The 26,169-nt window shown below is 63.7% G+C and carries 31 protein-coding genes; 12 read left to right on the top strand and 19 right to left on the bottom strand.

Annotated elements, in window-relative coordinates; all coding sequences use genetic code 11:
• Entirely contained in the window at positions 1-654 is a 654-nt protein-coding gene (locus tag AMS69_RS13000) for a potassium channel family protein (protein ID WP_053968503.1), read from the top strand.
• Between the two features lie 120 nt (positions 655-774).
• On the opposite strand, the gene AMS69_RS12995 is transcribed toward AMS69_RS13000, so the two are convergent.
• Complete coding sequence (locus AMS69_RS12995) at positions 775-1,932, bottom strand: dihydropteroate synthase (RefSeq protein WP_053968502.1); 1,158 nt, start codon at positions 1,930-1,932, stop codon at positions 775-777.
• Positions 1,933-2,055: 123 nt separating this feature from the next.
• Between AMS69_RS12995 and AMS69_RS12990 the strand changes: the two genes are divergently transcribed.
• Both AMS69_RS12990 and AMS69_RS12985 read left to right on the top strand, forming a co-directional pair.
• The gene (locus AMS69_RS12990; RefSeq protein ID WP_053968501.1) at positions 2,056-3,243 is read left to right on the top strand and encodes a sensor histidine kinase; all 1,188 of its coding nucleotides are present in this window, start codon (positions 2,056-2,058) and stop codon (positions 3,241-3,243) included.
• A 96-nt stretch (positions 3,244-3,339) separates the two neighbouring features.
• Entirely contained in the window at positions 3,340-4,356 is a 1,017-nt protein-coding gene (locus AMS69_RS12985; protein WP_053968870.1) for a phosphotransferase family protein, read from the top strand.
• Here the strand turns inward: AMS69_RS12985 and AMS69_RS12980 are convergent.
• Positions 4,353-5,231 (bottom strand): carbohydrate kinase family protein, encoded by an 879-nt coding sequence (locus tag AMS69_RS12980; RefSeq protein ID WP_053968500.1) that lies wholly within the window; start codon positions 5,229-5,231, stop codon positions 4,353-4,355. The two genes, AMS69_RS12985 and AMS69_RS12980, sit on opposite strands and share 4 nt — an antisense overlap.
• A gap of 168 nt (positions 5,232-5,399) precedes the next feature.
• Between AMS69_RS12980 and AMS69_RS12975 the strand changes: the two genes are divergently transcribed.
• From AMS69_RS12975 to AMS69_RS12965, 3 genes are read left to right on the top strand one after another with little or no spacing between them, the layout of a single operon-like run.
• Positions 5,400-6,893 (top strand): hypothetical protein, encoded by a 1,494-nt coding sequence (locus AMS69_RS12975; protein ID WP_053968499.1) that lies wholly within the window; start codon positions 5,400-5,402, stop codon positions 6,891-6,893.
• Positions 6,890-7,573, top strand: coding sequence for an ABC transporter ATP-binding protein (locus AMS69_RS12970; RefSeq protein WP_053968498.1), 684 nt, complete (start codon positions 6,890-6,892; stop codon positions 7,571-7,573). Before AMS69_RS12975 ends, AMS69_RS12970 begins: the two co-directional genes overlap by 4 nt.
• A complete protein-coding gene (locus AMS69_RS12965) occupies positions 7,563-8,696 on the top strand; it encodes an ABC transporter permease (protein WP_053968497.1) in 1,134 nt (377 codons plus the stop codon). Before AMS69_RS12970 ends, AMS69_RS12965 begins: the two co-directional genes overlap by 11 nt.
• Here the strand turns inward: AMS69_RS12965 and AMS69_RS12960 are convergent.
• From AMS69_RS12960 to AMS69_RS12905, 12 genes are all read right to left on the bottom strand, one after another.
• A complete protein-coding gene (locus tag AMS69_RS12960) occupies positions 8,693-9,205 on the bottom strand; it encodes an HTH domain-containing protein (RefSeq protein WP_053968496.1) in 513 nt (170 codons plus the stop codon). The genes AMS69_RS12965 and AMS69_RS12960 overlap by 4 nt on opposite strands.
• 588 nt (positions 9,206-9,793) lie before the next feature.
• Positions 9,794-10,867 (bottom strand): methionine synthase, encoded by a 1,074-nt coding sequence (locus AMS69_RS12955; RefSeq protein WP_053968495.1) that lies wholly within the window; start codon positions 10,865-10,867, stop codon positions 9,794-9,796.
• Positions 10,868-10,870: 3 nt separating this feature from the next.
• Positions 10,871-11,869, bottom strand: a complete 999-nt coding sequence (locus AMS69_RS12950; RefSeq protein ID WP_053968494.1) for a 5-methyltetrahydropteroyltriglutamate--homocysteine methyltransferase — start codon at positions 11,867-11,869, stop codon at positions 10,871-10,873.
• Positions 11,870-11,931: 62 nt separating this feature from the next.
• Complete coding sequence (locus tag AMS69_RS12945) at positions 11,932-12,561, bottom strand: HemK2/MTQ2 family protein methyltransferase (protein WP_053968493.1); 630 nt, start codon at positions 12,559-12,561, stop codon at positions 11,932-11,934.
• A 1-nt stretch (position 12,562) separates the two neighbouring features.
• On the bottom strand, positions 12,563-13,420 hold the full coding sequence (locus AMS69_RS12940) for a 16S ribosomal RNA methyltransferase A (protein ID WP_053968492.1): 858 nt from the start codon (positions 13,418-13,420) through the stop codon (positions 12,563-12,565).
• A 38-nt stretch (positions 13,421-13,458) separates the two neighbouring features.
• Positions 13,459-14,031 carry a DUF655 domain-containing protein gene (locus AMS69_RS12935; protein WP_053968491.1) on the bottom strand — a complete coding sequence of 191 codons (573 nt, stop codon included), beginning with the start codon at positions 14,029-14,031 and terminating at the stop codon, positions 13,459-13,461.
• A 175-nt stretch (positions 14,032-14,206) separates the two neighbouring features.
• Positions 14,207-14,563 (bottom strand): RNA polymerase Rpb4 family protein, encoded by a 357-nt coding sequence (locus AMS69_RS12930; RefSeq protein WP_053968490.1) that lies wholly within the window; start codon positions 14,561-14,563, stop codon positions 14,207-14,209.
• Positions 14,560-14,850, bottom strand: a complete 291-nt coding sequence (locus tag AMS69_RS12925; RefSeq protein WP_053968489.1) for a 50S ribosomal protein L21e — start codon at positions 14,848-14,850, stop codon at positions 14,560-14,562. The genes AMS69_RS12930 and AMS69_RS12925 overlap by 4 nt, the downstream gene beginning before the upstream one ends.
• A 113-nt stretch (positions 14,851-14,963) precedes the next feature.
• On the bottom strand, positions 14,964-15,230 hold the full coding sequence (locus AMS69_RS12920) for an elongation factor 1-beta (RefSeq protein WP_004593354.1): 267 nt from the start codon (positions 15,228-15,230) through the stop codon (positions 14,964-14,966).
• A gap of 2 nt (positions 15,231-15,232) precedes the next feature.
• Positions 15,233-15,412, bottom strand: coding sequence for an HVO_2753 family zinc finger protein (locus tag AMS69_RS12915; protein ID WP_004516620.1), 180 nt, complete (start codon positions 15,410-15,412; stop codon positions 15,233-15,235).
• A 72-nt stretch (positions 15,413-15,484) separates the two neighbouring features.
• The gene (locus tag AMS69_RS12910) at positions 15,485-16,084 is read right to left on the bottom strand and encodes a hypothetical protein (protein WP_053968488.1); all 600 of its coding nucleotides are present in this window, start codon (positions 16,082-16,084) and stop codon (positions 15,485-15,487) included.
• Complete coding sequence (locus AMS69_RS12905) at positions 16,081-16,953, bottom strand: 3-hydroxyacyl-CoA dehydrogenase family protein (RefSeq protein ID WP_053968487.1); 873 nt, start codon at positions 16,951-16,953, stop codon at positions 16,081-16,083. Before AMS69_RS12905 ends, AMS69_RS12910 begins: the two co-directional genes overlap by 4 nt.
• 145 nt (positions 16,954-17,098) lie before the next feature.
• Here AMS69_RS12905 and AMS69_RS12900 point away from each other — a divergent pair, with 145 nt between their 5' ends.
• Together AMS69_RS12900 and AMS69_RS12895 are read left to right on the top strand one after the other, a co-directional pair.
• Entirely contained in the window at positions 17,099-18,067 is a 969-nt protein-coding gene (locus AMS69_RS12900; protein WP_053968486.1) for a sugar phosphate isomerase/epimerase family protein, read from the top strand.
• 93 nt (positions 18,068-18,160) lie between these two features.
• Positions 18,161-18,874: a TIGR00266 family protein gene (locus AMS69_RS12895; protein WP_053968485.1), complete on the top strand. Its 714-nt coding sequence runs from the start codon at positions 18,161-18,163 to the stop codon at positions 18,872-18,874.
• 23 nt (positions 18,875-18,897) lie between these two features.
• Here AMS69_RS12895 and AMS69_RS12890 read toward each other — a convergent pair whose 3' ends face one another.
• Positions 18,898-19,278: a CBS domain-containing protein gene (locus AMS69_RS12890; RefSeq protein ID WP_053968484.1), complete on the bottom strand. Its 381-nt coding sequence runs from the start codon at positions 19,276-19,278 to the stop codon at positions 18,898-18,900.
• A gap of 102 nt (positions 19,279-19,380) precedes the next feature.
• On the opposite strand from AMS69_RS12890, the gene AMS69_RS12885 reads away from it, so the two are divergent.
• Together AMS69_RS12885 and AMS69_RS12880 are read left to right on the top strand one after the other, a co-directional pair.
• Positions 19,381-20,490, top strand: a complete 1,110-nt coding sequence (locus tag AMS69_RS12885; RefSeq protein ID WP_053968483.1) for a Gfo/Idh/MocA family protein — start codon at positions 19,381-19,383, stop codon at positions 20,488-20,490.
• A gap of 45 nt (positions 20,491-20,535) precedes the next feature.
• Positions 20,536-21,717 (top strand): redox-regulated ATPase YchF, encoded by a 1,182-nt coding sequence (locus AMS69_RS12880; RefSeq protein WP_053968482.1) that lies wholly within the window; start codon positions 20,536-20,538, stop codon positions 21,715-21,717.
• Positions 21,718-21,755: 38 nt separating this feature from the next.
• On the opposite strand, the gene AMS69_RS12875 is transcribed toward AMS69_RS12880, so the two are convergent.
• Positions 21,756-22,682, bottom strand: a complete 927-nt coding sequence (locus AMS69_RS12875; protein ID WP_053968481.1) for a hypothetical protein — start codon at positions 22,680-22,682, stop codon at positions 21,756-21,758.
• Between the two features lie 211 nt (positions 22,683-22,893).
• On the opposite strand from AMS69_RS12875, the gene hisD reads away from it, so the two are divergent.
• Together hisD and AMS69_RS12865 are read left to right on the top strand one after the other, a co-directional pair.
• The gene (gene hisD / locus AMS69_RS12870; protein ID WP_053968480.1) at positions 22,894-24,165 is read left to right on the top strand and encodes a histidinol dehydrogenase; all 1,272 of its coding nucleotides are present in this window, start codon (positions 22,894-22,896) and stop codon (positions 24,163-24,165) included.
• A gap of 86 nt (positions 24,166-24,251) precedes the next feature.
• Positions 24,252-24,626 carry a HesB/IscA family protein gene (locus AMS69_RS12865; RefSeq protein WP_053968479.1) on the top strand — a complete coding sequence of 125 codons (375 nt, stop codon included), beginning with the start codon at positions 24,252-24,254 and terminating at the stop codon, positions 24,624-24,626.
• On the opposite strand, the gene AMS69_RS12860 is transcribed toward AMS69_RS12865, so the two are convergent.
• From AMS69_RS12860 to AMS69_RS12850, 3 genes are read right to left on the bottom strand one after another with little or no spacing between them, the layout of a single operon-like run.
• On the bottom strand, positions 24,627-24,827 hold the full coding sequence (locus tag AMS69_RS12860; protein ID WP_004516608.1) for a dodecin: 201 nt from the start codon (positions 24,825-24,827) through the stop codon (positions 24,627-24,629).
• Between the two features lie 47 nt (positions 24,828-24,874).
• The gene (locus AMS69_RS12855) at positions 24,875-25,534 is read right to left on the bottom strand and encodes a hypothetical protein (RefSeq protein ID WP_053968478.1); all 660 of its coding nucleotides are present in this window, start codon (positions 25,532-25,534) and stop codon (positions 24,875-24,877) included.
• Complete coding sequence (locus tag AMS69_RS12850; protein WP_053968477.1) at positions 25,531-26,151, bottom strand: hypothetical protein; 621 nt, start codon at positions 26,149-26,151, stop codon at positions 25,531-25,533. The genes AMS69_RS12855 and AMS69_RS12850 overlap by 4 nt, the downstream gene beginning before the upstream one ends.
• Positions 26,152-26,169: the final 18 nt, after the last annotated feature.

The following is a 26,169-nucleotide window of genomic DNA, read 5'->3' as shown; positions in this document are numbered from 1 at the left end:
ATGACCCGGACACTCGACATTATCATCGCAGGCGGTGGCCGCGTCGGTTTCCAGACAGCCGAGATACTCGCCGACCGCGGACACGACGTGACGATCATCGAACGGGACGAACGGATGGTCTCGGAGATCGCCGACCAGTGGGTCGCGACGGTTATCCGAGGCGACGCGACGAATCCGGAGATAATCGAACAGGCAGGCATCGACCGAGCGGACGCGATTGCCGCGCTCACGGGTGAAACCGGGCTGAACCTTGCAGTCTGTTTAGCTGCCTCGGAATTAACACCAGATATTCGGACCGTCGCGCGAATTGACCGCACAGCCGGTGAGGCGTACACCCGATTTGTCGATGCGGTGGTCTTTCCCGAACGGGCTGGTGCGAGGGTGGCAGCGAACGAAATCTTGGGGAGTGATGTCCAGACGCTCGCCGACGTGACAGGCAGCCTCGATATCATGCTCGTCCGCGTCGCTGACGGCGCTCCGGCCGCCGGAAAACCACTCACAGACGTACGGTTTCCCGAGGGGACTCTCGTTGTCTCCGACGATAACGGTGAGCGGATCGCCCGTGCCGACACAACCCTGACGCCAGGGAGCCGCTACGTTATCGCGGTTGAGCCTGCTGTCGTCGATGAGGTCCTGAATCTGATGCGCGGCTAGTGACTGTTCCGCTTGCAGACTTCTCCGCGTGATTCGCTCGCTTCCACGGATAGCCACTGTCGGACTGCTCCACAGCAGTCTGTGAAAATCCGTCGCTGCAAGTACGGACCAGCCGCGTGCCTACACGCGTCGGGACAGCGAGGCCCGTAGCTCGCCGGCGAGTTCGCGGTGTCCGTCCTCAGCGAGGCTGTCGGTGACAACTTTCAGCGCAGCCGCGGAGCCGCCGACGTAGAGACTACCGCTGTCTTTCTCGACCACCACTACGTCAGTCACCTCGGCGACAGCCCGGATGCTCGCCCGGGCGTCGTCGGTCAGGTCGCCGAGCAGGAACGTGAGCGTCGCGCCGTCGTCGGTGCCGCCGGCGACCGTCTCGCCGAGGGCCTGATGGCGCGCGACCTCACGCAGGGACACGTCCGTCAGTTCCGACACGGTGGGGCCGGAGTCTGTCTCGGGGCGCGTCGTCCGCTCGTCACCGAGCGCGTCGGCCACTCTGACCACGTCGTGTGTCTCTTGCGTGTCGTGCGTTCGGATGATGTGTGCGCCGCGTTCGACTTCCATCGTCGCTGCGGCCAGTGACACGGCGAGCTGGTTCTCTGTCTCGGGCTGGTCGGCCAGGTCGCCGAGAAAGTCCTCGCGGTTAGTCGCGGTGAGCATCGGCCGGTCGAAAGCACGGAACTCCCGGAGCCGACGGAACATCTCCCAGTTGTCCTCGAACTCTTTGCCGTCGTACCAGCCGCCGAAAGCCGGGTCGATGATGGTCCGATCTGTGAAGCCGTCTCGCTGGAGCGCCTCGAAGATGTCGTCGATGGTTTTCAGCGCGCCGGGTCGAGCCAGGTCCGGCGGGCTGGCCATCTTGACGACCGGCATATCGTGGTCCTCGACGACACCTTTCATCTCCGGGTCGGCGAAGCCACACACATCGTTGATGAGGTCGAAACCGTGGCCGATGGCCTCTTCGGCCACCTCAGCATAGCGCGTTTCGAGCGACAGCGGCACATCGGCGTCGAGCTCGTCGACGAGCGGGGCGACCTCTTCGAGCCGGTCTTTCTCCATCTCGACCGGTTTGGACTCGTATTTCGGGTTCGCCGACTGAAGGCCGACATCGATGATATCTGCGCCAGCGGGGACGAGGGTCTCCTCGATAGCGTCGGCGGCTTCTGCTGGGTCCAGATACACGCTCGGTTTGTACCCGGAGTTCGAACTCATATTCAGCACGCTCATGACGCGCGTCGGATGGCCATCGCCCACCGGCAGGCCGTCGATTTCGACCGTTCGCATACCGCTCTCTGAGGGCTGTGTATACATAGGTCCCGCGACATCGGCGGACTGGCGACGCCGTGTAACGTATCACTGACACAGAATCACCGAGTTTTATATATGGGTTTGCATGATTTGTACGGGATGGGTGGGGAGTTACCCGTTACATTCGATCTCGACTCGTTCGAGGCTGTAACACGGCAGCTGATGACTGCGGAGTCCGAGCGAGAGATCTGTGAAATCGCAATGTCGGGGATTTCGTCTGTGTTTGACCTGCCACTCGGAGCGCTGTGGCTATATGACAGCGACGCGACGGAGTTGCAGTTGGCCGCATCGACGGAGCGGGCGGACGAGGTGTTCGACTGGCCGGTTACCTACCGACCCGGCAACAGCCTCTCGTGGGAGGCGTTCGAGCAGGACGAAGTGCGGACGTACTCTGAACTCGACAGCGAGCGAAGCCAGTACAACAAGAACTCCCCTGTCAGTAGCGAGATTATCCTCCCGCTTGCCGAGTACGGCGTTATCAACATCGGGTCGCTAACCCCCGTTACGTTCGACGATGAAGCGGTTCGACTCGCGCAGATGTACGCGACACACGTTCAGGCAGCGCTGCAGAAAGCTGAGCGCGAGCACGACCTCCGCGTCCAGCGCGACCGGATGGAACAGTTCATCGGCGTCGTTTCACACGACCTCAGAAACCCACTTCACGTCGTCGAGGGACGCATTGAACTCGTCCGAGAGACCGGTGACCTGTCCCATCTGGACGACGCGGCGGAAGGCGTGGCTCGCATGGAATCGCTCATCAACGACTTGCTAACACTTGCAAAGGAGGGGTATGCGGTCGAAGACCGCACCGCCATATCGCTTGACGCCATTGTCGAACAGACATGGGAGATGGCCCGAACAGCCGACGCGACGTTGAAGATCGAAGGGTCCGCCCCGGTGTTCGGTGACCAGAACCGCCTCAAACAGGTGTTCGAGAATCTCTTTCAGAACGCGGCGGACCACGCGGGCGAGGACGTGACCGTCTGGGTCGGCCCACTTGTCGACAGCGGGGCAGCCGAGATAGACCGTGCGGATGAGCGGACCGAAGGCCGAGTAATCGGCTTCTACGTCGCCGACGACGGACCGGGCATCCCATCCGACAAACTGAACGACCTTCTTTCAGTCGATGCCCTCTCAGGCAGTGACAGCGGCCTCGGCCTGTCTATCGTTGCCCAGATCATCGATGCCCACGGCTGGGATATCGCTGTGACCGAGAGCAGGGCCGGCGGCGCACGATTCGAAGTGACTGACGGGACGAAACCGGTCTCACCGTTCCACTCCTGGTAGCGTAGAGGTGGCCACCGACGGTGCTTGAACCAAGTGCCAGTGCTCTCCGTGACGGGATTGACAGATTTATTTGCTCGCCCACTAGATGGTATGTCAGTGCAGACCCCGGAACAGGACATCGAAGCCGTGCTGAAAGAGTCAGGCCCGGACTACGAGGGGTTCCAGTTCGAGACTCCGGGCGGGGGCCACCAGAGCGATGTCTACATGGTAACGCTGCGCCACAACGGCGAGTCGTACGAAGTGGTTGTGAAGTTCAAGCCACAGGGCGATGTGCCGTTTGCCGTCGAACCCTGTCTCCACGACTTCGTCGCCGCCCGGACCGATGTCCCTGTTCCACGCATCCTTGTCTACGAGGATAACCCCGACGCCGATGTCCCGCCGTATTTCGTCACCGAGCGCATCCACGGCGAGAACCTGGCCGAGGAGTTCGCCGGACTTTCAACTGACGACCGACGGCGAGTGCTGGCCCAGTCCGGTCGGATCCTCGGAGATATGCACTCCGAGATCGGATTCGAGGCGTTCGGCCGACTCACGCTCCACGACGACCGGATCATCGTGAGTGACTGGATGGGCAACTGGCGGGAGTACTTCGAGAGTCTCACCAGATCACACCTGTCCCATCTTGATGGGACGCCTTTCGAGGATATGGCAGACCGAGCGTGGGACTGTATCGAACCGGCACTGAGTATGGTTCCCGAGGACGGCGTTCCGCGACTGGTTCACGACGATTTCAGGCCGGCGAATCTGATGTTCGAGCAAACGGCGGACGCGCCGATCACGGCGGTCCTCGACTGGCAGGACGTACTCGCGGCGCTGCCGGAGTACAACCTCGCACAGACAGAGTTTCTCTTTATCGACTCGTCGTTTCAGGACCCGGAACTGCGCGACTCGCTTCGGACGGTGTTTCACGAGGGGTACCAGGAGATGCGCCCGATGGAGTTCGACGAGGGGTACGAGCAGCGACGCCCCCTCTATCAGCTCTCGACGCTCCTGTGGCGAATGGCTGGCTTCGAGGCCGCCTTCGCTGACGAGTCGGGCCTCGCCACCGCTCGTGCCGAAGCCCAGTACCGCCAGCAGTTCGAGCGGCTCGTCGAAGAGATACAGGCGAACTAAACTGGGTCCGGTGAGTGCCCGCTGTCGACAAGCGCCCACACCGACTCCCAGTCGAGTGTCGTCTGTGCGCCGGGTGACTGCGCTGCGAGCGCGCCACAGGCGTTGGCGACCGCGAGCGCACGCTCTGGATCACTCTCCCCTGCGCTGGCGAGTAGATATCCGGCAGCGAATGCGTCGCCCGCGCCTGCAGTGTCCACAGAGTCTATCGGATACCCACCGTTCGTGACTGTCTGGTCTCCGATATGGGCGGTCGCGCCGCAGTCCCCGTGTTTGACCACAACTGTCGGCACCGTCTCGAAGAGCCCGCTGTTTCTGGCGTGGTCGGCCTCCCGGTCGTTGCAAAACAGGATATCCGCATGTGAGAGTACTGATGAGTAATCGCGGTACGGGAGTCGGCGGCCGGGGTCGAAACTCACCGGAACATCCGCGGCCGTGGCGTCGCGTGCGAGCGCTGCAGCCGTCCTCGGATCTTGACCGGTCAAGTGGAGGTGGTCTGCCTCGGCCAGGGTCCCGGGCTGGAGGTCCGACGCGCCGAATGCCTCGTTGGCCCCGTCGTTTCCAAGCACTGCAACGTCGCCGTTCTCGTCCACGATGAGGTACTTCACGGCCGTCGGCTTGTCCGATTCAATCAGCATCGTCTCGACGCCGGTGGCCGACAGTTCGCGCCGGGCCATGGTTCCGTGGTCGTCCCGGCCGACGCTACCGAGGACTAGCGGGTCTGCATCAAGTCCGGCCAGTGCGACGGCCGCGTTCGCCGCGCTCCCCCCGCTGGACTGTGACCGGTCGGTGATACGCCCCTCGCCGTCGGGCTCCGGGAGGTGGTCGACGTGGAGCGTCACGTCCCAGTTGACGTGGCCGGCACAGATGACGCGCATATCCACCGCTGGGAGGGGCGCTATGATATCAGTTTCCCACTGAGATATATGCAGCATGTTTAACATTGACCGGAACGGACCGGCGCACATGGCAACGGTCCCCGATAGCGTCCTCCCGATGAGTTGTTGGACCGGCATACGAGTACCACAGCCAGAGGTGACCGCCTGATGCGTCACAGTATGGCTGTACTGGCCTGCTTAGTCGTCGTCGGCTCGCTTCCGCTGTCAGTCGCCGGCGCAAGCGTTAACGCGTCGATATCTGACGTGGAGGTGTCACCGTCGTCACCAGCACCGGGTGAGACCGTCACGTTCGACACGACTGTCCGGAATCTCCAGAGCAGCGATTCACCGCTCGAAATCAACGACATTGCAATCCGGAAGTCGGGCGGGAGAGGAATCACAGAGTACGAACGCGTCTCGGACCTGGGCTCGATTTCGCCGGGCAGCACGCTGGAAGTCCCCCTGACTGCCTCCTTTGATTCGGCCGGAACCAAGGACCTCCGCGTCATCGTGTACGGCCGTGACCGCGGGACGGGCGACAACGTCGAACTCAGATACCCGGTGAAGCTAAACGTCGAAGAGCGTCATCCGCAGATGGATATCACGGCTACCGACTCTGTCGCCGGCGTTGAATCGACGGGCGAAGTCACCGTCGCAAACGGACTCGATTCCCAGATAACGAACGTCGAAGTCGTCGTCGAGGGCGATGGCGTCGAGATGACAAAGAGCCGGACGGTACGGTCAAGCATCGCACAGAACGGGTCAATAACCGCACCATTCCGGTTCCGGCCTGAATCCGCCGGCGAGCACTCGCTGACCGCAACGGTCAGCTACACAGTCGCTGGCGACACCACGCGCACCACAACCCGGTCAAAAGTCATCGAGTCGGACCCGCTCCGGAACAGCGTGGAACTCGATACGACTGCGGTCGGTAGCGGCACTGACCGCGCGTTGCGGGTTGCCGTCTCTAACGGGGCTAACGCTCCGCTTTCGGATGTCATGGTGAGTGCAACGTCGGAGAACGCGTCGTTCCAGCGCGTCCTGCTTGAGAACATCTCAGCCAGCACGACCCGGCAGGTGCGACTGAACGCCACGATGGACGAACCCCGCGCTGACGTTACTGTCACGGCCAACTACGAACTCGGGACCGAAACGGAGCAGACAACAACCGAAACCACGCTTCGATCTGTCCCGGGAACGATAGACCTCACCGGTCTTGACGTGGTCCGACAGGGCGGGCGCCTCCAGATTTCAGGGAGTGCGAGCAACGTCGGGTCGACGGATGCGGACAGCGTCCTCGTCAGCGTCGTCGATACCGAGAACGTCACTCCGGCGACCCCAAACCGCGATTACTTCGTCGGCACGGTCCCGGCCAGCGACTTCGTCTCTTTCGACGTGTACGCCCAGACGGAGGGGAACGTCACGTCGGTGCCACTGGAGGTGACGTACCTCGTTGACGACACGCGGAAGCGACAGACCTTCGAGGTGGATATCGATCGGATGGGCGGTTTGGCACAGCAAGCGGACCAGGATGGCGGCAGCGAGGGTGGGAACCAGAACAGTATGCTGCCGGTGTTCATCGCCGGCGGCCTGGCACTACTGGTCGTCGTCGGTGTCCTCGTACGCCGCTACCGCCGCAGTGACGACGATATCGAGGTATGACGGTCATCGACGCACAGGGACTGGTCAAGCGCTACCGGACCGGCGGCCAGACCCTCTACGCACTGGCGGGTATCGATTTCGCCCTCGAAGCCGGTGAGTTCGTCTCGATTATGGGGCCCAGTGGCAGTGGCAAGACAACGCTGTTGAACATCCTCGGGCTGCTGGATACGCCGACGGAGGGGACCGTCCTGCTGGAGGGGCAGGATGTGACCGGACTCGGCGAAAGCAAGCGGACGCGCCTCCGGAAGCAAACAATCGGGTTCGTGTTCCAGCACTTCTATCTCCTGCCGACACTGACTGCTGTCGAGAACGTCGAGGTACCACTGCTGTTGGACAGTGATCCAAAAGTCAAAAAACGGGCCAGAACGCTCCTGGAGCGGCTTGGGCTCGGTGACCGACTGGACCACAAGCCAGACGAACTCTCCGGCGGCCAGAAGCAACGCGTCGCCATCGCGCGCTCGCTCATCAACAGCCCGAAGGTCGTTCTCGCCGACGAGCCGACGGGTAACCTCGACAGCGAGACCGGGCGGCAGATACTCGACGAGTTCCGTCGCATCGCCGACGAGGACGACGTGGCAATCGTCGCCGTCACGCACGATGACCTTGTCAACGAATACGTCGACCGAACCGTCCACTTAGTCGACGGAACAATCGGGAGGGAACGGAAGAATGGCGGGTAGGTTCTTCCCGGCCGCGCTGATGGCGCGGCGCAACCTCACGCGAACGAAAATGCGGTCGTTGCTGGCGTCGCTGGGTATCGTCATCGGTGTCGTTGCCATCGCTTCGCTGGGGATGTTCGGCGTCGCGCTCCAGTACTCGTTTACCCAGAACCTCGGTAACGTCGGCAACCAGCTCACGGTATACCCGAACTCCGGCGAAAACATCACTGAACTCACCGAACGAGACATCCGCACGATTCGCAGAGAGGCAAGTCCGACAGCGACTGTGTCGCCGGTAAAGACACGTGTAGAGCCGGTGTCGTACAACCGCGAGGACGCAGTCAGGGAAACAATATACGGCGTTGAGGACGCTGCAGCGCTGTACGAGGCCAAGGAGGGACGGGTATCGCCGTTCCGATCCGGTGCACTCGTCGGTTCCAATGTCGCGGAAGAGCACGAACTGCATCCCGGGAGCCAGATTACCGTCAACGGGACCAGCGTCCGCGTCCGGGCCGTTCTCGAAGAAGGCGACCCGTTCTCCTCGACAAACCCCGATAACCGAATCATCATGCCGGCTGCTTCGTTCGACCAGCGCGGCTACTCGGAAGTGTACGTTATCGAGTCGACCGGGACACAGGCCAACGAAACGGCGATTGGGATCCGCGACGCGCTCAACGACCGCGAGCAGCGGGTCTTCGTTCAGGAACTCGGCTCACTCGTCGACACCATCGAAGAGCAGTTCCAGATCATCAACACCGTCCTCGCCGGCATCGCATCGATTTCGCTGCTCGTGGCTGGCATCTCCATTCTCAACGTCATGCTGATGTCCACCGTCGAACGACGGGAAGAGATCGGCGTCCTCAGGGCAGTGGGATACCAGAAGCGGGACGTCCTCAAAGTGATGCTGATGGAAGCGACGCTGCTCGGATTCCTCGGTGGCATCGCTGGTGTCATTCTGAGTCTCGGGGCCGGACTGGCGATAAATCACTACGCTGTCGGCGATGCGATGGCTGTCTTCAGGCTACCAAACGCCTGGTACGTCGGTGCAGCGTTCTCCTTTGGGGTGCTGACGAGTATCGTCAGCGGGCTGTATCCGGCCTGGAAAGCAGCGAGCGAGGAACCGGTCGACGCGCTGCGCGGTTAAATCGTCGCGTCGACGCCCGGTTCCAGCAGCGGGTCGGTCCGGTCGACCGAGAGGGAGTCGAACTGTGCAAGCCAATCCTCGTCGCCGCGCTCGAAGGCTTCGAGCGCGTCGCCGACAGTGTAAGTCCGTTCCTCGTCCGAGCACGGGAACACACCCTCCAGGTCGTCGCCGTCGTAGATGGCCAGCGAGACGACCGGGAACACGACCACGTCGTCGATGCGGTCCATCCCGACGTAGCTCCGGTTCCGTCGCTCGAACGCCGGTTCGAGCGAGTGACCGTTCCGGGCCGCCCAGCCTGTGAACTCCTCGTAGGTCTGGATGGCTTCCGACCGCTTGTCCTCCGCCATCGTCCTGATCCGTTGCCACTCACCGGCGACCATCGACTCGCTGAACACGCCGTTTGCCTCCAGTCGCTTCACCCGATTGAGTACCTGCTGTTGTGCGTCGAACGTGCCGTAGGTATCTCCGCGAAGATACAGCTCTGCCCGAAGATGTGTGTCCCCTGTCATAGCTTTCTCATCGCTAGCTTCTCCAGAGACCCTCAAAACTCTTTCCCAGACTTACGTGCCAACACACCACACGAAGTAGAGAACTGGAATTAGCGGTATGAGGTGCTCTATATGCATAATATAGAATATTTACCTGAATGGAGAAGGCCCTTATATTATTAGTATAGCGACAATAATATTCCTCTTAGGTCGATGTTAGTTTCGATAATTGTCGAACAAACTACCGGCAAATAGCTTCCAGTTTAGCTGATGGATTCGAGGATTCATAAGAAACTTAACGGTTGCATGTCGGGAGCTTTTGTGTTCAGGCAGGCCCGTGATTGCCTGTTCGAGACACCGCTAGCCAGCGATGCCACAGGTTTTGTCTGATCCCAGACCCGGATACCCGCTGCCCCTGTCTGCGACATTTGCCGGATCCGGGTGCGGTGCGCCCGAGAGACTTCGATAGCTGCCGAAATCGTGGCCAACCTTCGTCGAAAATACGGTCAGTCATACCGAAATCCGAGAGTCTCCCCGCTGTGTTCGGGTACTCGCTACTCGTCCGCTACAAAAACGGTTGCCAACTCGTGGTCGATCCTTCTCGTCGATTCAGTCGTCTGCGTGCGCTTCCGCACCACTCGCGACAACATCGATCTCGCCGGCGTCCAGCTCTTCTTCGATTTCGCGGGCGGCCTGCACCATGTTCTCCATCTTGCCGTAGGCGACCTCGCGCGGCAGGAGTTTCACGCCGCAGTCCGGCGAGACGGTGAGCCGCTCCGGCGGCACGACCTCCAGACCCTTCTTGATGTTCTCCTTGATTTCCTCGACAGACTCGACCTCGGCGACGTGGGCGTCGACGACGCCCATGGCGAAGTCCTTCGTGAACTCGTGGTCTTTGAACACGTCGAGCTGGTCGTAGTCGCCGTTGGCCAGTTCGAGGTCGTACTCGTGGACCGGGTAGTCCAGAATCTCGGGATAGATACGCGAGTAGTCACCGTAACAGACGTGCAGGCCCAGACGCACGTCGTCCGGAATCTCATCGACGATGCGTTCTAGACACTCGCCGACGATAGCGTGGTCGTCCGGCGTCGTGGCCAGTGCCGGCTCGTCGATCTGGATGTAGCGGGCACCGGCCTCGACCAGCGCCTCAATCTCCTCGTTGACGAGGTCAGCCAGCTCGTAGGCCAGTTGCTCCTCGCTGTCGTACACCTCGTTGAACGACCAGTTGGCGAGCGTGTACGGCCCCGTAATCGGGACTTTGACCGGCCGCTCGGCCACCTCGTCGGTAAACTCGAACTCCTTGACGAGCCACTGCTCGCCGTACTCGACCTCGTCGGCGACGCTCGGCTTGTCGAAGTAGTTGTGGCCCCACACCTTCACGCGGCCGTTGAACTCGTAGCCGTCGATGCGGTGGGCGAAGTACTCCACCATCTCGTTGCGGCGCATCTCGCCGTCGCAGATGACATCCAGGCCCGCTCGCTCGTGCTCGTGGGTGATGAGCCGGGAGGCGTCGTCTTTCGATTCTTCCCACTCGTCTTCGCCGAAGTCGGCGTCCTCGTCCTCGAACAGCTCGCGGGCACGGTCGTGCCACTTGGGCTTGGGGTAGGAGCCGACGACGGTCGTCAGCAGGAAGTGGTCGTTCGGGTGGTCCGCCGGTTTGAACTGGTCACGTGGTCCTGTCATGGGTTATGCCTCCGCCGCCTCCAGGTCCGCGGCGTTTGCGAGTGCTTCGAGCTTGTCTTCGAACTTGTTCACCGGGAGGTAGAACGTCTCCGTGTTCGCCGTCGCGTAGACGGTGTCATAGGCGGTGTTGGTCTGCTGTTCGAACCAGTCGATACGGTCGCGGATGGTCTCGGGGGACTCGACGAGCGTGTTCTGCCCGTCGACGACGCCAAGCGCCACGTCGTCTTTGGTGCCGTACTCCTGAACGTTGTAGACGGTCTGGTCGTGGTTCGCCACGAGGTCGAAGCCGATGGCGTCGACGTCGGCATCCATCAGGTGCGCGTAGGCCTTCTCCTCGATTGCGCCCCAGTAGGTGTGTGCGACGACTTCGGCGTCGGCGGCCGAGGCCACGGCGTCGATCGCCTCGGCGGCGCGTTCGTCCTCGCCGTCCTCGGGCGTGTTCTCGACCAGCGACGGTTCAAGCAGGAACAGCGTCTCGACATCCGGGAAGGACTTCACTTCTTCAACGAGGAAGTCGGCGATGGCGTCGAGGAAGTCGGCGCTGTCACCGTAGTGCTCGTCGGTAGCGAGGTCCGCAAGCGAGTACGGCCCGGGGAGGACCGCCTGCAGTCCCTCGTCGACGAAGTCGGCGGCCGCACCGAGGTCCGCGGCCACGTCGCCGCCGTCCGCGCCAAGGTCGCCCTGCACGACCGGCTCCCGATAGAAGTTGTTGTTGTCGTAGTAGCGGACGATGCCTTTCGTCTCCACGTTGTCGTGGACCGCGAGCGGGTGCGCGAGCATGTCGTCCCAGCGGAACTGACCTTCGACAACGCGGTCAAGGCCGGCGTCCTGCTGGACGCCGATGACTTCCTCGCGGGCTTCGTCGTAGGCCGCAACGACCTCGCCGGACTCGTCGCCCGAGATGAGGTCGGTCTTCTGATGGCCTTTCAGATCTGCCAGTTCGTCCTTGGCCCAGTCCGGGAGCGGAAAGAGCCCAGGGGTCGTGGCGATTACCTGTGTCATTGCTCTGGGCTATGAAATGACGGGCTTTAATATTTCCTATTCGATTAAATGCACGGTAGTAATCAGTCGCGGTAGAACCGCAGGACGACGAGCGCTTCATACGGATGGTTCTCACTCGCAAGCTGCTCGCTCGCCAGCCCGTGTTCGCTCGCGTACGCCCGCACCGCGTCCGGATCCGTGAGACTGCTGACGAGCATGAGTGCCTCGCCGCCCGGGGCCAGCACGCGCTCGACAGTTTCGAGGAACGGGTCGACGAGCCGGCGGCCGTCCTCGCCCCCCGACAGTGCGTGTTCCATCCAGTCGTCCCACTCCTGTTCGGGCGGCGTCGGCAGATACGGGGGATTGAACGCCACGAGGTCGAAGGCGTCTGCACGGAACGGTTCAACAAGGTCGCCACGAACGACGGTGACGCCGTTGTCGGCGGCCTCCTGACACGCGAGCGGGCTCACGTCGACCCCGACCGCCCGCGCGCCGGCGTCGGCGAGCGTCGCCGCGACGTAGCCGGAGCCCGTCCCCACGTCGAGGACGGTATCGCCTGCATCGACTCGTTTGCGGGCTGTCCGGGCCAGCAGGTCCGAGTCCTCAGCGGGCTGGTACACCGATTCCACGCCGCGCTGGTCGGCCAGCGAGGGACGGTCGCCGGAGTCGTCGCCCCCGCCAGCGTCGGCCGCGTCGCTCGGCTCCTCGCCCATCTCAGGCCTCCGGCTCGCCGACCTCGTACGCCAGTGTCGCCAGCGTGGCGAAATCGGCCGGCGTGAGCTTCCCGGCGCGGGCGCTCATGAGGTCCTCGTCGGCGGCCTCGACAACCGCGTCGGGGTCGCCCAGCCCGGAGATGTGGGCCGTGTTGCGGACGGCGTTGCGCATCGTCTTCCGTCGCTGGGTGAACACCGCCTTCAGGAAGTCCAGGAAGAAGTCGTCGCTGGGAACGGTGTAGTCGGGTTGTCGCGGCGTCGTTCGGACGAGCGCGCTCGTGACCCGGGGCTGTGGGTCGAACGCCTCCGGCGGCACCGTCTCGACGACCTCTACGTCGGCGTAGTGGCCCGCCGTGACCGACAGCCGGCCGTAATCGTCTGTCGCGGGCTCGGCGGCCATCCGCTCGGCGAACTCCTGCTGGAACATCAACAGGAGCGGGCGCTGCTCCGGCAGGAGTCGAAAGGCGATTTCCGAGGACGCGCCGTAGGGCAGATTCGAGATGCTGGCGGTGAATTCCGGCAAGTCAACTTCGAGTGCGTCGCCCTCGACGATAGTGAGCCGGTCCGCCGCGACTTCCTCGGCGAACTCCTCGCGGAGGTGGGCCGCAAAGTCCGGGTCGCGTTCGATTGCGGTCACGCGCTCGGCCGTCGCGAGCAAACGGTCCGTCAGTGCGCCCGGGCCAGCACCGATTTCCAGCACGTGCGAGGTGTCGATGGCCGCGTCGGTCGCGTACTCGGGAATCCGGTCCAGCACCCGGTCGTCGACGAGGAAGTGCTGGTCCTGCCGGGTGTCGGCCCGTTTCCCGGCCCGCCGGACGAGTGCGTCGGGGTCCCGACTCCCTGTCTCGGTCGTGGTCATTAGCGGGCCGTAGCGGGTCGCGGTAGAAAAGGGTCGCCTTACGAGGACTGCTCTTCCCGCCGGACGAACAGCCGGTACTTCAGGTCATCGTCCTGTAGCTCCTCGAGTATCCGCTCGACAAGCGTCTCCTTCGGGCTGTGGAGACCGCTAACGCGCTCTTCGAGGTCCTCGAAGCTCTCGAAGGGCTTTCGCTTTCGCTCGTCGAGAATCGTGTTCCGGAGCTTCTTCCCGATACCCGGCAGGAGGTTCAGCTGGTGGAGCCGCAGTGTGATCGGCTGCGCGTCGTTGTAGAAGTCGACGAACCGCTGCTCGTTTGCCTCGACGACTTCTTCGACGGCGTAGTCGAGTTCCGAACGGGCGCCGCTGGGGATGTCCTCGAACTCGACTTCCGTCACGCGGCCGAACTCCGTCAAGTCAACGCGGTCACCAAAGGCGATGTCAGCGTCCTTATCCGCAAGCTGCAACTCGTAAATATAGAACTCATCGATGTCGAGCGCGTACGCGAGCGGCTCCTTCTGGTGCTGCGGCCGGTCGTCTCCTGGCCGTCCGTGCGGGAGCACATCGAGGACAGCTGCCATCATAGTGTCGCCGCCGCTCTCCGATTCAGTCATGTCAGGTAGTACGAGTACAGCATACTTAATGCCGGTGGATGCCCCGAACCGCTTCACGGGACGCCGTCGCTCCCTTCATGTCAGTCTGGCGCAGCAGGAACCGAATACTGTTCGCATGGCTACTCATCCGTGAACGTAGAGAGAACGGCGAAGAACCGAACTGACGAGTCCCTCGTTATGCGTACTGCTTGACGATGTTGAGAATCTCGTCGAGTTCGTCACCGTCAAGCGTGTATCGCTCCTGGGCGAACACGGCCCGAAGCTCATCGCGGTCCAGCGGTCGCAGGTTCGCGATCTTGTAGGCCGTCGGCGTGTCGACCTTCTCAAGCTCTTCGAGCTCTTCGACCAGTTGCAGCGACTCCTCGGGGTCGAGGAGGGCAAACCGGTTGACGTGCTCGATGGCTCGCTTGAGCTCGTAGCGCATCTCGCGGTCCTCCTCGGCCGCCCGCTCCATCTCGAGGTCTTCGAGTATCTCCTTGGTCTCCGCGACCGTCAGGAACTCCTCGCTGACTTTCTCTTTAAATATCGTCATTCTTGCCGGCGCAGGTGCGCAGCGGTGACGATGATGGTCTTTTCCTTGCCACCGTCGACGATGTCGACCTTGTACGCGTCACCCTGCGTCCCTTTGACGGTCCCGGTCTGACCGTCGAATCGTGGGTGGAAGCGCCCGTTGGGCACGGACGGGTCGATTTTGAGGTGGACCTTCTCGCCGTCGTCGAACTCTTCGACGGCGCGCTGTGGCGGCGAGGTGCCGCGGTCGCGGGGCTTGTTCTTGAGCTTGTCTCGCGTTCCTTCGAGGGGTCCGTTTGAACTAGGCATTCTTGCTCCTCGCTAATCCGGTCGCCCTAATAAAACGTGCGTTCCGCGACTGTCGCTGGTCACGCTCTTGCAGTCGCTACGGGTCCAAGTAGAAAACGACGGCGGCGAGTCGATTACAGGCGACCGGTGCTCTCGACGGAGACCGACTCGACATCATCGACGTTCGCGAAGGCCTCTTCGACGGCTTCCGTGCCGCCAGTGTCGTCGGGGACGATGACCGTCGGCGTCAGCGCGACGAGGCCGAAGGCGACGTCCTCGCGCTCGAATCCATTGATCTTCGTTCCTTCGGGAAGCACACCCTCGAGACGCTCCTGCAGGTCGTCGAGGTCGACTTCCGGACTCTCCGGCATGACTTTGATTTTGGCTGCTACTTTCCCCATTGTTATGGCCCCATGAAGCCGCAGTCCGGGCATTTGTAGAGGTTGCTCTGCTTCCGGCAGGTGGCACAGCGGTAGATCTGCTGGCCACAGTCCGGGCACTTGAACGCGGCGGCGTTCGTGCCGGCGATGTTGATGCCACACGAGACGCACTTGCGCGCCTGTTTCTGTTGGCTCTCGCTCATACCTCCCCGTATCCGACCGCGGCTTTTAACGATTGCCAAACGCGACCGCCACCGCGAGAGCCTGCCATGGCCCTAGTTCCCGGGCAGAATGTCCCCGAGCGCCGCGCCGATCGCCATCGGAACGAACGCCACGGCACAGATGCAGGCCGATTCGTAGACGACTGCGGGGTCCGCCGACCACTCGACCAGCCCCCAGCCCGTAAGCAGGGCGACGGAGACGACCAGCGCCGTTCCGGTGACGCCGACGAGTCGCCGGGGAATCAGCCCGAAAATCGGGTTCGCCACCCGCACGTCCTGAAAGTCGGCCACGTACAGAATCGAGATGACCAGCCCGATGGCGATGATGACAGTCGCCGCGAGATACAGCGGATGCTGGGCGATGTGGCGGCCGGCGTCGACTGTCCCGCCCTCGACAGCCATGGGTATCCCGAACAACAGCGAGCCCAGCAACGCCTCCGCGAGGTCGGACCGTCCGAAGCCCCAAACGACCCGTCCGAAGGTCGCAGGCTCGTGGTCCTGTGAGTCCGCGGCCGCGCGCATCGCGTCCCGGACCTGCTGGCGCTCGTGTTCGGAGTCGACAAGCTGTTCTAGCTCCTGTAGCTCGTCGAACAGGGTCGCGAACTCGTCGTCCTCTCTTTCCTGTTCGGCCGGGGTGTCCTCCTGCGTGCTCATCTGAGATCAGGGTCGCTGTCTCGCGTTGGTACGTCCGGGTCCGGGGCGGCTCCGGTCGTAGGCTCGCCGTCTTCCCAGACGTAGAATCCTTCGCCGGAGACTGCACCGCGTTGCCCATCCGCGAGCTTTTGACGCAGCAGCGCCGGCGGCTCGAACCGCTCGTCGAGCCGCTCGGCGAGGTCTTCTAGGGCCGTCAACACCGTTTCCAGTCCGTGCCGGTCAGCGCGAACGAGCGGTCCGTCACGATCCGAGCCGCCACGCTCGAACGTCCGGTCGATATCACGAACGCCGGCGACGCCGTCCTCGACCATCCGGATCGCTTCGGCGATAGTCGCGAGTTCGAGTCGGAGCGCGGCAAACCCCGGTGTGTCGCGGACGACGATCGGCGAGGCGTCCAGGCTCTCGACGAAGTCAGTGACTCGGTCGCGGGTCGCCGCTGTCGTTTGTTCGGCGATGACGACCTCGACGATAGCGCCGTCCGGCGGGGCAACAAGATTGAGACCGACCGCCCGGTCCGGACTCCGCAGGCCAGTTGCGACGGCAGTCACTGACAGTGACGTGTCGCTGACGGCAATGAGCGTCTCCTCCTCGACCATCGTCTCCGCTTCGGCGACCACTTCTCGGTGGCTGTCCCTCCCGCCATCGGTTACGTCGATGCTGATGTCGCTGCCGCTGACGGCACTTTCGAGTCCGGTGGTTCCGTCGATACTGGCCGAGACATCCTCGGTTAGTGCCCGCCGAATCTCGTCGACTCGGTCCATCACGTCCGTCGCATCCGTTCCCCGAAGACGCACTTCGTGGCCCGCACGGACACACCGCTGTGCGATATCCCGCCCCCGCTGTCCGGTTCCGAGTACGGCCACAATCATGACAGTACCACCGCACTCCCGGCGTTAATCCTTTACGCCGACCTGTCTCCTCGGTATTCTTTCTGGTCTGTATCGCATGCTAGCCGGACAGTGTGACCAGAGCGTCGGCAGTACGCTTTTTTTGACACCGGCTGTATCGCTGGGTATGGATATCGGCGTACTGACGGTTCCTCTGGGCGGACAGTCACTCGACGAGGCGCTGGCGTATCTCAGCGACCTGGGCGTCGATGCGGTCGAACTGGGGTGTGGCGGCTTCCCCGGTGACGACCACCTCGACCGGCAGGCGTATCTCGACGAGGAAGAGAAACAGGCCGAACTGCAGGCGCTCCTTGACGAACACGACCTCTACGTGAGCGCGCTGGCGACACACAACAATCCACTCCATCCCGACGATGAGCGCGCCGCCGAGGCCGACCGGGAACTCCGGGCGGCGATTCGGCTGGCCGACCAGCTCGACGTCAACACCGTCACGGGGTTTTCCGGGCTGCCCGCTGGCGGCCCCGACGACGAGGTCCCGAACTGGATTACGGCCCCGTGGCCGACCGAGCACGCCGACGCCCACGAGTACCAGTGGCGCGTCGCCGACGAGTACTGGTCGGACCTCGCGGCTCACGCGGGCGCACACGATGTGGATGTCGCTATCGAGATGCATCCCAACATGCTGGTGTACGAACCGCGCGGCCTGCTTGAGTTGCGCCGCCGGACGAACGACCGCATCGGCGCGAACTTCGACCCGTCGCATCTGTACTGGCAGGGCATCGACGTGACCGAGGCCATCCGCCTGCTGGGCGACCACGACGCCATCCATCACGTCCACGCCAAGGATACGAAGGTGTACGAGTCCAACGCTCGGGAGAAGGGCGTGCTGGACACCGCGCCGTACACGGACGAAGCGGACCGATCGTGGCTGTTCCGCTCTATCGGCTACGGCCACGACGAATCCCACTGGAAGGACGTGGTGTCGACGCTGCGGATGGTCGGCTACGACGGCGCGCTCTCTATCGAACACGAGGACTCGCTCACTAGCGCACGTGAGGGGCTGGAGAAAGCGGTCGACGTACTCGACCGCGCTGTCTTTGAGACTCGGCCCGGCGACGCCTACTGGGCCGAGTGACCGGTACAACGAGCGACGCGGCTTTCCCGGCACGTACGCTTATATAGTGTCTGTGAGATATTACGACCGGATTCCCGTATCCAGTGACACTCTATGGATATCGAACTCACACACAAGCCCTCGTACACGCACGTCCGCGCCGCCCTCGACAGCGGCGAGTCGATACTCGCCGAACCCGGCGCGATGGTCAGCCACTCGCCGACGATCGAAATCGAAACCACAACCAGCCGGGACGGCCTTCTTAGCTCCGCGAAGTCGATGCTGGGTGGCGAATCGCTGCTCGCTAATGAGTTCACTGCCACGGGAGGTTCCGGCACCGTCACCCTCGCCCCGCCGACGCCCGGCGACGTTCACCACCACGAACTCACCGGTGAGACGCTGTACGCCGTCGACGGGGCGTTTCTCGCGGCCGATCCCAACATCGACATCGACTCGGAGTTCGGCGGCATCCAGTCGCTGCTGGCCGGCGCGAGCATCACGCCGCTGGCGCTGAAAGGGACCGGGAACGTCCTTATCGAGGCCTTCGGCGGGCTGGAGACCGTCGAACTCGACGCCGGCGAGTCCTACACCATCGACAACGACCACGTCGTCGCCTGGGAGGAGTCGGTCGACTTCGACGCCCACCGTGTTGGCGGCCTCAAGTCGACGCTACTCAGCGGCGAGGGCCTCGTGATGGACTTCACCGGTCCCGGAACGGTCTGGTATCAGACGCGCGGTCTCGACTCGTTCACCTCGGCTATCGCCGACGCGTTGCCCGGAACGGGTGACAACGACGGCGACGCGTCCGGTCTGGACGACTTCATCTGAATAGCCGCCGGAGAATATCCGTTTTAGGAGAGCGCCTGCGTGATATCCGTCGAGGACACCATGCCGACGTAGTCCTGATGCTCGTCGATGACCGGGAGGTGTTTGATGTCGTAGGTCGTCATCATCGCGGCGGCCTCGCCCAGTTCGAGCGAGGTCGTCACCCGCTCGACCGGCGAGGTCATCACGTCGCCCACAGTCGCTGACGAGAGATCCTTCCCGGCCGCGACGGCGTCGACAATGTCGGTGGTCGTGATGATCCCCGCTTGCGCCCCGGGAACGAAGATGCCGTTGATGTTCTGGGCCTGCATCTGCGTTGCGGCCGCTTTGACGGTTTCGTCGGCAGAAATCGTCTCTAAGGGCGTCGACATGATATCCTCAATACGAACGGTCGTTTCAGTGGCCATGCAGGGTCATCGCTCGCATCCCGTTTTGTCTTTTCCCTCGCAGCGGCCCGCCGCCCTGCCGTCACCATGAGCGTTATTTCAGCCCCGAGTGAACAGCCGGGTATGACCCTCGACATCGGCATGCTCGGCTACCGGTTCATGGGCAAGGCCCACGCGAACGCGCTGGACCGCCTGCCCATGTTCTTCCCCGAAGCGCCGGCCGTCAACAAGGACGTCCTCGTCGGCCGCGACGCCGACGCGCTGGCCGACGCGGCCGACCGACTCGGCTTCGACCGGACGGCGACCGACTGGCAGGACGTCGTCGACGAGGTGGACGTGTTCTACAACCTCGGCCCGAACCACGTCCACGCCGAGCCGTCCATCACGGCACTGGAGGCCGGCACGCCCACGTTCTGTGAGAAACCGCTCGCGCCCACGCTCGACACGGCCGAAGAGATGGCCGAGGCGGCCGCCGACGCCGGCGTGCCCGCGGGCGCGGCGTTCAACTACCGCTTCGTCCCGGCAATCCAGTACGCGAAGGGACTCATCGACGACGGCGCGCTCGGCGAGATTCACCACTTCCGCGGGCAGTACCTCCAGGACTGGCTGGTCGACCCGGACGCGCCGTGGTCCTGGCGCAACGACGAGGAGATGGCCGGTAGCGGGGCGCTGGGCGACCTCGGCTCCCATACGGTCGACCTGGCCCGGTTCCTGCTCGGCGACGCCGCCGGCGAGATAACGGAGGTGAGCGGCCATCTCCGGACGTTCACCGAGGAACGCCCCGTCGAGGGGAGCGACGAGACGCGCCCGGTGACCGTCGACGACGCCTACAGCGCTCAGATTGAGTTCGACAGCGGGGCGATGGGAACGCTGGAAGCGTCGCGGGTCGCCAACGGCCACAAGAACGCCCACACCATCGAAATCGAGGGGTCGAAGGGCGCGATAAAGTTCGACCTCGAACGCCTGAACGAACTGGAGGTGCTCACCGAGGGCGACCGCGGCTTCCAGCAGGTGCTGGTCACGGACGCCGACGACCCGTACGTCGACCACTGGTGGCCACCCGGCCACGTTATCGGCTGGGAGCACACGTTCGTCCACGAGAACTACGAGTTCCTCTCGGCCGTCGTTGAGGGCGGCGACCAGAAGCCGTCCTTCGCCGACGGACTCGCCGCACAGCGGGTCCTCGATGCTATCGAGCAAAGCGACGAGCGCGGCGAGTGGGTCGGCCTGTAGGGCCGAACCGAAACCCCCTTTCGGTGGCCACTGGTAGGCCCTGGCATGCTCTCTATCGCGCTGGCCGGCAAACCGAACGCCGGCAAGTCTACCTTCTACAAGGCGGCGACGATGGCCGACGTGGACGTGGGGAACTACCCCTTCACGACCATCGACGCCAACCGCGGGGTCAGCCACGTCCGGACGGAGTGTCCCTGTCTCGACCGCGATGAACGCTGTGGTGACGACAACTGCCGGGACGGCAAACGCTACGTTCCGGTGGAGCTCATCGACGTGGCCGGCCTCGTCCCCGGCGCACACGAGGGTCGCGGCCTCGGGAACCAGTTCCTCGACGAGCTGTCGACCGCCGACGTGATCCTCAACGTCGTCGACGCCTCAGGCGGAACTGACGCCGAGGGCGAACCCGTCGAGGTCGGCGAGCACGACCCCGTCGAGGACGTTCATTTCATCGAGGAGGAGATGGACCTGTGGCTCGCAAGCATCGTCGAGCGCAACTGGGAGTCCATCGAACGGCAGTCACGCTCGCCGGACTTCAAACTCGACGAGTCGCTCGTTGATATGCTGGCCGGCGTCGGAGCCTCGGAACTCGACGTGGCGCGGACGCTGCGAGACCTGGAGTATCCCGAGGACCCCATCGCCTGGACCGACGAGCACCGCGAGGCGCTGGCGACGGAGATTCGCCAGCGGACGAAGCCGCTCGTCGTCGTCGCGAACAAGGCCGACATCGCCCCGGAAGGGAACATCGAGGCCCTGCAGGACGCCGCCGACGTGGTCGTACCCGCGACGGCTGACGGCGAACTCGCGTTGCGAAACGCCGCGAAAGCGGGGGTCATCGATTACGACCCGGGCGACCCGGACTTCGATATCGTCGGCGAGGTGAGCGACCAGCAACGGGAGGGGCTGAACCGCATCCGCGGCGTCATGGAGGAGTACGGCGGCACCGGCGTGCAGGGCGCGCTCGACACTGCCGTCTACGACCTGCTGGACCACCTGACGGCCTACCCCGTCCAGAACGAAACGCACTGGACAGACGGGCAGGAGAACGTCCTCCCCGACGCGTTCCTGCTGCGCCGGGGCGCGACGCCCAAGGACCTCGCCTACGCCGTCCACTCCGACATCGGTGACGGCTACATCCACGCCGTCGACGCCCGCGAGAACCGGCGTATCAGCGACGAGACGGAGCTGGAGGAGGGAGCGGTCATCAAAATCGTCAGCGACGCGAACTGAGTGCGCCCGAACGCCGGTACAACCGCTTTCTCGGTCACCTATTTCGGCAACAGATCCTGCAACGTCGCCCTAATGTCCTCGCTCCCAGGACTCTGTGGCACCTGCCCGAGTACGTCCCGTCCGAGTCGCTCCGTCGCCGCACCGACCGAGAGATTGTCCAAGAGCGACCCGTATTTCAGCGCCAGCCGCGGTGACACGTCGAACAGCAGGTCGCGCTTCCCAATGAGCGAGTGGGTTATCGACAGGATGTCGACAGCGTTGTCGACGTACTGCTGTCTGGCGTCGTCGCTACCGCGTTCAGCCAGCGCAGCCAGCAGGAACTGCTCAAGTTCGGCCTCGCGGTCGTGGAGCGCTGGCGGGTCCGGAAGCGCGGTCGTCCCGTCGGGCCGTTCCGGGAGCATACTCCGGCGGGGCGCATACGAGAGGACAGCGCCGGTGGTTGGCGTCGTCGCGGCGGGCAGTGGCACGGATAGGCGCTTCGAGGGGTTGGTGTCGGTGAACATGACGTGGAGGTTTGCCGGCTCACCGCTCACGGGTTCGTCCCAGCCGTCGGGACTGTACTCATAGCCGCGCCGGAGCGCCTCCCGAAGCGTGCGTACAATCCGCCCGCCCTCACCCTGAAGGTCTAGGTGGAGCACGACGGGGCTGTCCCCGCTCTCGTCGATGAGCGACCAGAGAGACGGGAGCGCGTCCGCAGCGCCAGCTGAGACCTCATAGCAGTCAGCGTCCCGCTCTGCGGCCAGCAGTCGGGCGAGCGTGCTGCCGCGCCAGCCGGTCAGGTCGGCCACGTAGAACCACGGGAGGCCGTGTATCGGACCGACTGCGGCATCGCCGGTCGCTGTGTCGATAGTTGGCGGGACCGTCTCCAGATAGCTCTCAATAGTCGATAGCTCCGGCGCGAAATACTCGGTCGTCGCTGGGGGCAGGTCGGTCGTCCGGCGACGATGGTCGTCGACTGAATCCATACCTGGTGTAGGCCCGAGTGCCGGAAAACGGTGACGAGGGAGCGACCGGCAGTCAGTCAATGTACCGCGCCTGCTCCTCGTCCTCGGGACGCTTCTGCTCCGGAGCATCTGCCGCTCGACGGCTACAGTGCATTGCTCCTGCACTCCGCTGTATTGCCGTTGCCGGCCGACGAAGGGAAACCCGTTTTTTGCCCCGTCCCGAATCAGGCGTATGAACGTACGGCCGATAGCCGACTTGGGTCCAGACGAACGGGCCGCCTTCTTCGACCGCGACGCCGGTGTCGACGCCGTCAGAGACGATGTCCGCGATATTGTCTCGCAGGTCCATGAGGAGGGTGACGTGGCGCTGCGGCGGTTCGCCGAGGAGTTCGACGATGTCTCGGTGGGCAACATCGACATTACGGACGCCGCCGAGCGAGCCTACGAGGAAATCGACGACGACGTGCGCGAGGCCATCGAGGACGCCGCGGCGAACATCCGCGCGTTCCACGAGCGACAGGTCCCCGAAGACTGGCGAGACGATTTCGACGGACGGGAACTCGGTCGTCGGTACCGGCCGCTCGATAGCGCTGGTGTGTATGCGCCCGGCGGCACGGCGGCCTACCCTTCCAGCGCGCTGATGGGCGTCATCCCGGCGAAGGTCGCCGGCGTCGAACACGTTGCTGTTGCCACCCCGCCAGCCGACGAGGTCAATCCCGTCACGCTGGCCGCCATCCACGTCGCCGGGGCCGACGCCGTCTACCAGGTCGGCGGCGCACAGGCTATCGCGGCGCTTGCCTACGGGACTGAAACCGTCAGCGCGACCGACATCGTCGTTGGCCCCGGCAACCGCTGGGTCACGGCGGCGAAAGCCGAGGTCCGCGGCGACGTTGCCATCGACTTCCTCGCCGGCCCCTCCGAAATCATGATCGTCGCCGACGGCGACGCGGACCCGGACCTGGTCGCCGCAGACCTCGTCGCACAGGCCGAACACGACGAGAACGCCTCCGTCGTTGCCGTCACCGACGACGAAAACCTCGCCGAGCAGGTCGTCGAGGCCGTCGACGAGCAGGCCGACGGTCGGGAGCGCGAGGCCGTCATCCGCGCCGCGCTGGACAACGACGCCTCCGGCGTCCTCCTCGCACGCTCGATGAGCGAGGCCGTCCTCTTCGCCGAGGAGTACGCCGCCGAACACCTCTCGATTCAGGCCGGCGACGACGAATCACTTCTCGAACGGATTCCCTCCGCCGGGTCCGTGTTCCTCGGCCCGTACAGCCCTGTTGCGGCCGGCGATTACGCGACTGGGACGAACCACGTCCTGCCGACCGGCGGCAGCGCACGGGTCACCGGCGGCCTCTCCGTGGACACGTTCGTCCGGTCGACGACGGTCCAGCGCCTCTCCGAGGACTCGCTGGACGACATCGCGGACACGATTACGACGCTCGCCGAAGCCGAGGGGCTGGAGGCACACGCCGAGAGCGTCCGCAAACGGTTCGAGGAGTAGCGCGGTTCTCCCAGCGGTCCGGTCGGTCGCCTCCGACCGCTTCCGTCGGCGTCACTGTTAACACGTTCGGGCGTCCACGTAAGTGTATGAGCAGCACAGCGGACGACGGCGATCCGAACCTGGGGGGCGAGGACGTAGCCGTCACCGAGCAGGCAGCGGGAGAGGCACTGGACCTTCTCGAAAGCGAGGGCATGGATGTCGAAGAATCCGGGCTCCGCCTGTACGTCCAGCAGGGCGGCTGTGCCGGCCTCTCCTACGGGATGCGGTTCGAACACGAGCCTGAAGACGACGATGAAGTGTTCGAGCGCAACGGACTGCGCGTGTTCGTCGACGACGCCAGCATCGACTACATCGAAGGGTCAGTACTCGACTATGAGGGCGGCCTGCAAGGGGCCGGGTTCCACGTCCAGAATCCGAACGTGGTCAGCGAATGCGGTTGTGGCGAGTCCTTCCGGACGTAGCTACTCTTCGAGTTCGAACGCCACGACCACCTCGGCCTGGTACTCGCGACCTTCGACGCTGGCGATTTCGACGCCGAGTTCCTCCACTTCGACCCATTTGAGATTGTCCAGTGTCGCCTCCGCGCGCTCGATGGCGTCGTCGGCGGCTTTATCGAAGCTTTCCGAACTGGTCCCGATGAGCGTGATCTTTTTGAAAACCATCTGCGTGCTATTTGTTCACACAGCGATGTGATAAAAGTACGGACAGGTCACTGAGACTGGCGGTTCAACAGTGCCTCGACGTGACCGACCGCGTCGGTCAGGTGTGCGGTCCCCCAGATAGCCACAATAATAGCGCCGATACCATCGAAAACGAGATCGAGCATCGTGTCGCTGAGCCCGAACTGTGTCAGAATCGTGTCGTTCCCGGTCGCCGACGCGGCGAGGCTAATCGAGAACTCGATCACCTCCCAGAAGACGCCGAATGCCATCACGAACAGGAGGAGAAACACGAACATGAACCGCGGGGGAATCGAGATTTCGTCGGTGTGTTCGTCGAGCGCGCGAACCGTCGTGTACCCGACCGCCGCGACGACCGACGACGAGAGGGCGTGGGTGAAGTGGTCCCACCACCAGATGGTGACATAGAAGTTCTCTTCGGCCCCCGGGAGACCAACAGTCCCGAGTGCGTGGAAGAACGCCGCTGCGGTGATCCACAGAGTCAATGCTGGGTCGAGCGCGATGCCGTAGTCCCGTTCCAGCAGCGCCGGCAGTTGTGTGACGAGGATGGCCACGCCCGAATTGACGATGATACCGACGTTGCCTCGCTCGATCCCGACCGCAAGTAGGCCGATGAGTGCGAGTGACAGGCTTCGCGAGAGCCGTTGCTGTGTCGTCGTGCTGATGCTGAAGCGGTCACGGACTCTCATACGTCCGGCTGGACCTCCTCGGGGACGCGGCTGGTCCCGGCCTGCCGACGGACGTAGTACGCGAAAACCACGCCAGCACCGATGCCGGCGATAGTCGACGCGACGAACTCCCACATCACCGCTTCCTCGATGACGTGTTCGGATACCGTCGGATCGAGGATGAAAGTGGTCCCGAGAAACTGGTCGGCTACCCAGCGGACGACGGCCCAGACGCCGGCGGTAGCCATCGTGGTGATAGCGACGAAGACGATAGCGAACCGGGGCGTCATCCGGACGGGCGTAAAGAGCTGGAGTTCGACGGCGAGAATGAGCGCGATGGCGGCGACCGAGAGGTAGGTCGCGAGATTACCAGTCATCGAGAGCGTCGCAAACAGGCGACCGACGACGGGCAGTGCCGCCAGCAAGAGGATTTCCCAAGGGAGCATGGCATCCCGGTTCCGGAGCAGGACCGGTGGAAACAGCGCCAGCGCCGCGACGGCGGCCGCGAACCCAGCCCACAGCAGGTCGGCCTGAACAGCACTGGTCAGCGAAACGGCCGCCAGCATAGCGACGATGCACCACGCCGCGAGGGCGTTGACGCGCCTGTCCCGGAGCAACCGCGCCACGTCTCGGCTCATATTGTCTGGTGAGTCCGG

Origin of the sequence: Haloarcula rubripromontorii, assembly GCF_001280425.1 — an archaeon.
GTDB classification, from domain to species: Archaea; Halobacteriota; Halobacteria; order Halobacteriales; family Haloarculaceae; genus Haloarcula; species Haloarcula rubripromontorii.
The sequence above is the reverse complement of the archived record's forward strand: the minus strand, read 5'-3'. Positions and strand labels throughout refer to the sequence as shown.